Annotated in this window: 5 protein-coding genes and 2 tRNA genes; all 7 read right to left on the minus strand. The window is 37.9% G+C overall.

Translation table 11 applies throughout. From position 1 onward, the window contains the following. Nucleotides 1–454: 454 nt before the first annotated feature. Nucleotides 455–1,801 carry a glutathione-disulfide reductase gene (gene gor, locus ESP02_RS12385; protein WP_002289031.1) on the minus strand — a complete coding sequence of 449 codons (1,347 nt, stop codon included), beginning with the start codon at nucleotides 1,799–1,801 and terminating at the stop codon, nucleotides 455–457. Between the two features lie 133 nt (nucleotides 1,802–1,934). Beyond that, nucleotides 1,935–3,188 carry a U32 family peptidase gene (locus tag ESP02_RS12390; protein WP_002304804.1) on the minus strand — a complete coding sequence of 418 codons (1,254 nt, stop codon included), beginning with the start codon at nucleotides 3,186–3,188 and terminating at the stop codon, nucleotides 1,935–1,937. A gap of 5 nt (nucleotides 3,189–3,193) precedes the next feature. Then, nucleotides 3,194–4,117, minus strand: coding sequence for a peptidase U32 family protein (locus ESP02_RS12395; RefSeq protein ID WP_002289033.1), 924 nt, complete (start codon nucleotides 4,115–4,117; stop codon nucleotides 3,194–3,196). A gap of 220 nt (nucleotides 4,118–4,337) precedes the next feature. Beyond that, nucleotides 4,338–6,830: an ATP-dependent Clp protease ATP-binding subunit gene (locus ESP02_RS12400; RefSeq protein ID WP_002289035.1), complete on the minus strand. Its 2,493-nt coding sequence runs from the start codon at nucleotides 6,828–6,830 to the stop codon at nucleotides 4,338–4,340. 6 nt (nucleotides 6,831–6,836) lie between these two features. Further along, nucleotides 6,837–7,304: a CtsR family transcriptional regulator gene (locus tag ESP02_RS12405; protein ID WP_002289036.1), complete on the minus strand. Its 468-nt coding sequence runs from the start codon at nucleotides 7,302–7,304 to the stop codon at nucleotides 6,837–6,839. 135 nt (nucleotides 7,305–7,439) lie between these two features. After that, nucleotides 7,440–7,513: transfer RNA gene (locus ESP02_RS12410), tRNA-Arg, on the minus strand. 57 nt (nucleotides 7,514–7,570) lie between these two features. After that, nucleotides 7,571–7,644, minus strand: a tRNA-Pro gene (locus tag ESP02_RS12415). Nucleotides 7,645–7,665 lie beyond the last annotated feature (21 nt).

The following is a 7,665-nucleotide window of genomic DNA, read 5'->3' on the forward strand; positions in this document are numbered from 1 at the left end:
AACACTATTTGTTCGGAAAAAGTGACTAACTATGACACAATTTTTTTCACAGTCCCTTTTTTCACTTGATTTGATTCGTACCAGCGAACTTGACGAGAACTTTCTTGGTTTGGTAACTATATGGTATTCTTTTAACATCCTCGTTTGCTTCTTCTAATTTATTTATACAAAGTCACACTTTTTTAAACATCTGTTCTTCGATACATTTCTATTTCTTTTAAACATCGATACCAATATTTTGAACTTAAGAGTGCATACCAAATGGATTCATTTACTCTTCGTCAGTTACGAAGATAATCAAAATCTCCAACTTCCCTACTTATTTCGTTTTGAGAATTATCGAAGCAATCTTACATAAATAACTAAAAAACAAAAAACCAGAAAATCAGTATACTGATTTTCTGGTTTTACATGGTTTGTTCAATAAAAAGCTGTTGGAACTGTTAATATTAAATTATCGCATCGTTACGAATTCTTCCGCTCCTGTTGGATGGATGGCTACTGTATTGTCAAAGTCTTCTTTAGTTGCACCCATCTTGATAGCCACGGCAAAACCTTGCAGCATCTCATCGACACCAACACCAATAGCATGTAAGCCGACGATTCTTTCTTCTTTTCCGACACAGATCAATTTCATTTCGCATTTTTGGCGATAATCATTTAATGCAAAGTACATTGGGGTAAAGCGTGAACGATAAACTTTCAATTCATTTTCGCCATATTTTTCCAATGCTTCTTCTTCTGTCAAACCAATTGTTGCAATTGGTGGATGCGTAAAGACGACTGTCGGAACAAGTTTATAGTCAAGATAAGAATCTTTCTTTCCATTAAATAAACGTTCTGATAAACGTCTACCAGCTGCGATTGCAACAGGAGTCAGATCTAATTTACCGATCACATCACCAACAGCAAAAATATGTTCATCCGTTGTATTTTGGTATTTATCTACTTTGATAAACCCTTTTTTGTCCAATTCCACATTTGTATTTTCCAGACCTAATTTTTCGGTATTCGGTACACGTCCACCGGCAAAAAGTACACAATCACCAGTTAAGGTTTCACCATTTTCAAATAGCACCGTATATTCGTCATTGTTTTTAGTAATTTCTTTAGCAATATGATGTGCGTAAGTTTTTATTCCAGCTTCTTGGTACATTTGGATCAAATTGTCCGAAAGCATTTTATCAAACGTTCTAAGTGGTCGTTCTTTTCGATATGCCCACATGACTTCACTACCTAAACCACGAAATACACCTGAAAGTTCAGCCGCAATGTATCCAGCACCTAAAACGATTGCTCTCTTAGGTAACTCTGTTAATTCAAAAAATCCATTTGAATCAATTGCGTATTCTCCACCAGGAATGGTCATTTTACTTGCACGGCCTCCAGTAGCGATCAAGATTTTAGGAGCACGATAGGTTTCACCGTTTACTTCGATCGTTTGACTATCGATAAAAGTAGCGTAACCTTTTATAGCCTCGACATGATTGCTATCTAATCCTCTTTGATAAGCACCGTGTAGAAAATCAATATATTTTTCTCGTCTTTCTACTAGACCGGCGAAATCAACATTTTTTAAATCTGCTTGGATACCGTAACTTGAGGCATCTCGTTCAATTGTTTCCAAAATCGTACTTGCTTGCCACATAACTTTTTTAGGTACACAACCGACGTTGACACATGTTCCGCCCAATTCATTCGCTTCAATCAGCAAAACTTTTGCGCCATGCATCCCTGCTCTGTTTGCTGAAGCAATACCGCCAGAGCCGCCACCAATTACGATGTAATCATATATTTGCATTTTGTTCCTCCTTATTGAAGAGATCAATCAAAACCTTTATTTAACGATCCTTTTTCTACAGAAAACAAGTGTAACACTTTTCTTGAATTTTGTATGCGAAGATGCTTAAAACAGGGATATATCAGCTTTTTCCTTATTTACGTTTTCGGATCATATCTCCAGGTTTCACCGGCTGTGCGACTGGCATAGTTAAAATCATCATTGGATTTGGTGCTCGGTCAATGGATTCGCCTTCTTCATTATGCATAACTTCAACGGTTTGACTGAAATGACTGAATCCTGGACCATAAAATTCGATTTCATCTCCTACAGAAAACAAGTTTCTCTGACGTATCGTAGCAATCTGTGTTGCCTCATCATAAGATAATACTTCACCGACAAATTTATATACTGGGATTTTACGACGTTCACCGAATAATTGTTCGTTTTCAGTTGGTGTATTGTAGTAAAAACCTGTAGCTAATTCTCGTTGTGCTACTTTCCATAACTCGTCGATCCATTCTTGCTTGCAGACATAGTTTTCAGGATCTTCCATATAACTGTCTACAGCCGCTTTATAGACATTTGACACCGTAGATACATAATGGATCGATTTCATTCTTCCTTCGATCTTGAAGCTGTCTACGCCGTTTTCAATCAATTCTGGAATATGTTCGATCATTGACATATCCACTGCACTCATCGAGAATTCTTCTTCCACTTCGCCTGTATCAGTTAAACTGTTTCGTTCTTGACCAAAAGGCATATCGAACAATCCATACTTCCAGCGACAAGATTGAGAACATCCGCCACGGTTTGCATCCCGCATCGACATATGGTTGGACAATGTGCATCGACCAGAATAAGAGATACACATGGCACCATGGATAAATGCTTCGATTTCGGTATCCGTATTTTTACGAATCTCTGCCACTTCCTCCATTGAAACTTCACGAGCTAAAACGACACGTTCCAACCCTTCTTCTTTCCAGAATTCCAATGTCTCAAAATTAGTTGCTGAAGCTTGAGTGGATAAATGGATCGGCAGACCTGGGGCTTCTGTCGCACAAATTTCGATCAAAGCTGGATCAGAAACAATCACTGCAGAAATACCGACATCACGCAAACTGCGGAAAAATTCCCCTGCTCCATCTTCATTTCCTTCATGGGTGACCATATTAGCAGCAACGTATACCTTCGCATCATGTTCTTTTGCAAAAGCAACTCCTTCAGCCATTTCTTCATAAGTAAAATTACCTGCACGGCTTCTTAAACCATATGCATTCCCGCCAATATATACTGCATCTGCTCCATAATGGATCGCGGTTTTTAACTTTTCCAGTGTTCCTGCTGGCGCTAGGATTTCTGGTCGTTTCAATTTTCTTTTTACTGTCATTTCTTTCATCATACTCCTTATTTGATAGCAGAAGGATCAATATAAAAGAATCCTGTATCTAATTCACGGTTTTCAGGATGCAATTTACTGATTTCGCTAGTCATTTTTTCCGCTTTTTCTTGATCCCAGCTACCTTCTAAAATTTGTTTTTTTGCTTCGGCGAATAGTCGAGTGATGTTTACGAATTTTTCGCCTGGAGTAAATAATCCGTCCAATTTCCATGTACAGTAATGATGCTGATAAAGTTCATTCAATTCATTCGAGAGATTCAGATCATTGCTGGCAAAAATATGTGTGCCATGACTATCTTCATAAATAGAATAATGTGTCTCTTCTTTTTTAGGTTCCGAGATAAAAAGACCTCTTTCACGATCTTTTTGTTCGTCTTGTTTCGTATAGTTATAGTAATTCTGTAGCAGTGGACGTTTGGATTGATGGATGCATGTAGCACCATACACAAGGGTTTCTACAGGAATATCGAGTTTTTCTTCCATCGCCTTCATCTCTTCAAAAGGAACTTCACGAGCAAGTACTGCTCCAACTGCGCCTTTTTTCGCCCAGAAATTGATTTGACGTGCGCTCGTTACTAATGTTTCAGCATCATAAATATACGGTATACGCAATTCAGGATTTTTTTTCATCGTATAAATAATACCTGTATCACCAACTGTGATCACATCTACGTTTATTTCTTTTAAAAAAGCCAAATATTCAGGTACATTTTTCATTTTTTCAGGATGAATGATCCCATTTACAGCAATATTCGCTTTTTTACCATACTTGTGTGCTAATTCTACCAATTGTCGCTGTTCTTCTCGTGTAAATGAAGCAGGCAGACGCAATCCAAATTGCTCTTCACCGAAATATAGTGTATCTGCACCTGCAGCAAGCAACTGTTCTGCTTGTTCAATAGTTTCTACTGTGGTTATGAGTTCGATCATAATTTTCTCCTCCTACAACTTCATAATAGTAGCATAGCTCTAAAAACTTTCCAATACTTCTTCTATTTAAAGTCGGATTTTTGAAAATTATTTCACAAAAAATCAAAATAAAGTTCGATATATTCTGTCCAAATATAAAAAGAGATTGTGACAAAAATCTTGTCACAACCTCTTAATCAAGTCTTACTATTATAAAAATTCAGCTACACAGGCCAAGTAACTATAGGGAACCTACTGTTTCCTTTTTAGGTCCGCGAACATTCAATGTGATCTTACCTTTTGAAGCACCTACTGTTACGTGGTCACCTAAACGAATTTCTCCGCCAAGCAAAGCCTCGCTCAATCGATCTTCAATTTCTTTTTGAAGTGCGCGACGGATTGGACGTGCACCATATTCAGGATCAAATCCAGCTTTCCCGATCACATCGATTGCAGATGGTGTGATTTTCACTTGAATATCTTGTTCTTTCAATCGTTTGATAATCGCTTTGCTCATGATTTGGACGATTGTATGGATTTCATCTTTACTCAATGAATGGAAGACGACAGTCTCATCGATTCGATTCAAGAATTCAGGTCGGAAAGCTTTCTTTAACTCTTCTAAGATACGTTTTTGCATGGCTTTGTGATCTTTAGTAACATCTTGGACATTGAATCCGACATTTTTTTCTTCTCGAATTTGTGTCGCTCCGATATTTGAAGTCATAATCATGATTGTATTTCTAAAGTCCACTTTTCTACCTTTAGAATCTGTTAAATGACCATCATCCAATACTTGCAGAAGTAAATTGAAAACGTCTGGATGTGCTTTCTCCACTTCATCTAAGAGAATCACTGAATATGGTTTTTGACGAATTTTTTCTGTCAACTGTCCACCTTCATCATACCCTACGTATCCTGGAGGAGACCCGATTAATCGGCTTGTACTGTATTTTTCCATAAATTCTGACATATCAACACGGATCAGGGCATCTTCACTTCCAAACATGACTTCTGAAAGTGCTTTGGCCAATTCTGTTTTTCCGACACCAGTTGGTCCAAGGAACATGAATGAACCAATTGGACGATCAGGATCTTTCAATCCGCTTCGTGCACGGCGGATCGCACGTGAAACTGCTTTGACAGCCTCATCTTGACCAACGACACGTTCATGCAGAAGTCCTTCCAGTTCTAACAAGCGTTCGCTTTCTTTTTTCTCCAACTGCTGTAGAGGGACACCAGTCCACTCCGATACAACTGTAGCAACATCTTCTTCTGTTACACGATCAGAATAACCTTGCTCCTGTTTTGCTTCAATTGCAGAAACTTTTTGCAGCTTTTTACGTAGTGCTTTTTCTTGTCTGCGTAATTGAGCAGCATTTTCAAAGTCTTGTTTTTGGATCGCTGCTTCCTTTTCTTGTACTAGTTCATCGATTTCTAGTTTGATCACAGTTGATTTTGTTAAGTGATCGGTTTGATCCAAACGGACTTTCGCTGCTGATTCATCGATCAAATCAATTGCTTTATCGGGTAGTTGACGAGAAGTGATATAACGAACAGAAAGATTGACTGCTGCTCGTACAGCTTCATCTGTGATCTCCACTCCATGGTGCTCTTCATATCTTGTACGTAATCCTTGAAGAATCACTTCTGCTTCTTCAGGAGTTGGCTCATCTACTTGAATGCGAGCAAAACGTCGCTCTAATGCAGAATCTTTTTCGATATATTTTTGATATTCATCTAGGGTCGTTGCTCCGATCGTTTGTAATTCTCCTCGAGCTAACGCCGGTTTCAAGATATTCGAAGCATCAATTGCTCCTTCTGCTCCACCTGCACCAATTAAGGTATGCAATTCATCAATGAATAAGATTACTTGACCATCATTATAGATTTCGTCGATGACCTTTTTCATTCGATCTTCAAATTCACCGCGATATTTCGTACCAGCAACCAAAGATCCCATATCAAGCATCATCAGGCGCTTTTCTTGCATGTCTTCTGGCACTTCACCTAAAATGATTTTTTGAGCTAACCCTTCAGCAATGGCTGTTTTGCCTACACCAGGTTCACCCACCAGTACAGGGTTATTCTTTGTCCGTCGGCTAAGAATCTGGATAAGCCGTTTCACTTCTCTCGAACGACCAACAACTGGGTCCAGCTTGTTTTCTTTTGCTAATTTCGTCAAATCACGTGCTAATGAATCTAGCGTAGGTGTTCCTTGCGGTGTTTGCCGTTTATCTTGTACATTTACATTTCTACGACGATTCATTCCTTTTCCAGCAGAATCACCAGCTAGCCCCATTTTTTGTTTCAGAACTTGACGGGCTTTTGAAAGGCTGATACCTAAGTTGATCATGATTCGAGTAGCCATGATACTTTCATCTTTTAATAAGCTCATCAAAATATGTTCTGTTCCAACTTTTTGAGAACCAGTTTTCTTCACTTCGCTGCTAGCTAAAGCAAAAACTTGTTTCATTCTTGGTGAATATGGAAGAAAGACTCCTTTAGGGTAAGAACGGATACCACCATAACCAATCAGATGTTCAATTTCTTCATAAATTTCCGTTTCATTCAAATCCATTTCACGTAATACTTTTCCAGCAATTCCATTTTGCTCGACCACTAAGGCTAGTAAAACATGTTCTGAACTAACTGATTGATGTTTCAACCGTTTTGCTTCTTCTTGTGCAATTTCTAATACTGCTTGGGCTCTTTCAGTAAAAAGTTCTTCCATCTAATCTCACTTCCCATCTTCATAACTTAAACGTTCCAGAAATGCTCGGAGAATCCGAGCACGTGTATGATCTTCATATTCATTGAAATTCAATGTGTTTTTTGCAATTGCACTCAACATCAAGTTTCCTTCTTTTTTTGTAATTATTTGGTCTTCATAAAGTTTTTGAATAATAGCAAAAGCATTTTTCTCACTGATTGTATCATCAAATAACTGATTTATCTGCTCAAGTAATTGTTTTTTATCTGAAATCCTTACTTTTGCAATTCGTATATAACCACCACCACCACGTTTGCTTTCTACTAGATAACCACGTTGGATGGTAAAACGGGTATTAATCACATAGTTGATTTGTGAAGGAACACAGTTAAAGAGGTCTGCCATTTCAATCCTTCGAATCTCGATCATTTCACTATTTTCCAGAATTTTCTTTATATATGATTCAATTAAATCCGAGGTATTCTGATGTGCCATCTTATTCATTCCCTTTGACTAATATTGACCTTAATTATAACGAATTTGATAATAGAAAGAAAGAAGAACGCTTTTTGTTAAATAAATCCTTTAGAATCAACAAAAAAAAATACGGAATATACTATTCCGTATCGACGCGCCCAAGAGGAGTCGAACCCCTAACCTTTTGATCCGTAGTCAAACACTCTATCCAGTTGAGCTATGGGCGCATATTCAATTTAAAAAAATTATAAATCATTTGAAAACAAAAAGCAAGATAAAAAAAATCGGGAAGACAGGATTCGAACCTGCGACCCCTTGGTCCCAAACCAAGTGCTCTACCAAGCTGAGCTACTTCCCGTTTAAAAAATAAAAAAGACTA

The sequence above is a fragment of the Enterococcus sp. NBRC 3427 genome (genome assembly GCF_007996925.1).
GTDB classification, from domain to species: Bacteria; Bacillota; Bacilli; order Lactobacillales; family Enterococcaceae; genus Enterococcus_B; species Enterococcus_B lactis.

What these genes read in the sequence shown, in the direction of transcription:
- gor (WP_002289031.1), bottom strand. Translation starts at nt 1,801, where the DNA reads ATGCAAATATATGATTACATCGTAATTGGTGGCGGCTCTGGCGGTATT.
- ESP02_RS12390 (WP_002304804.1), bottom strand. Translation starts at nt 3,188, where the DNA reads ATGATGAAAGAAATGACAGTAAAAAGAAAATTGAAACGACCAGAAATC.
- ESP02_RS12405 (WP_002289036.1), bottom strand. Translation starts at nt 7,304, where the DNA reads ATGGCACATCAGAATACCTCGGATTTAATTGAATCATATATAAAGAAA.
- ESP02_RS12395 (WP_002289033.1), bottom strand. Translation starts at nt 4,117, where the DNA reads ATGATCGAACTCATAACCACAGTAGAAACTATTGAACAAGCAGAACAG.
- ESP02_RS12400 (WP_002289035.1), bottom strand. Translation starts at nt 6,830, where the DNA reads ATGGAAGAACTTTTTACTGAAAGAGCCCAAGCAGTATTAGAAATTGCA.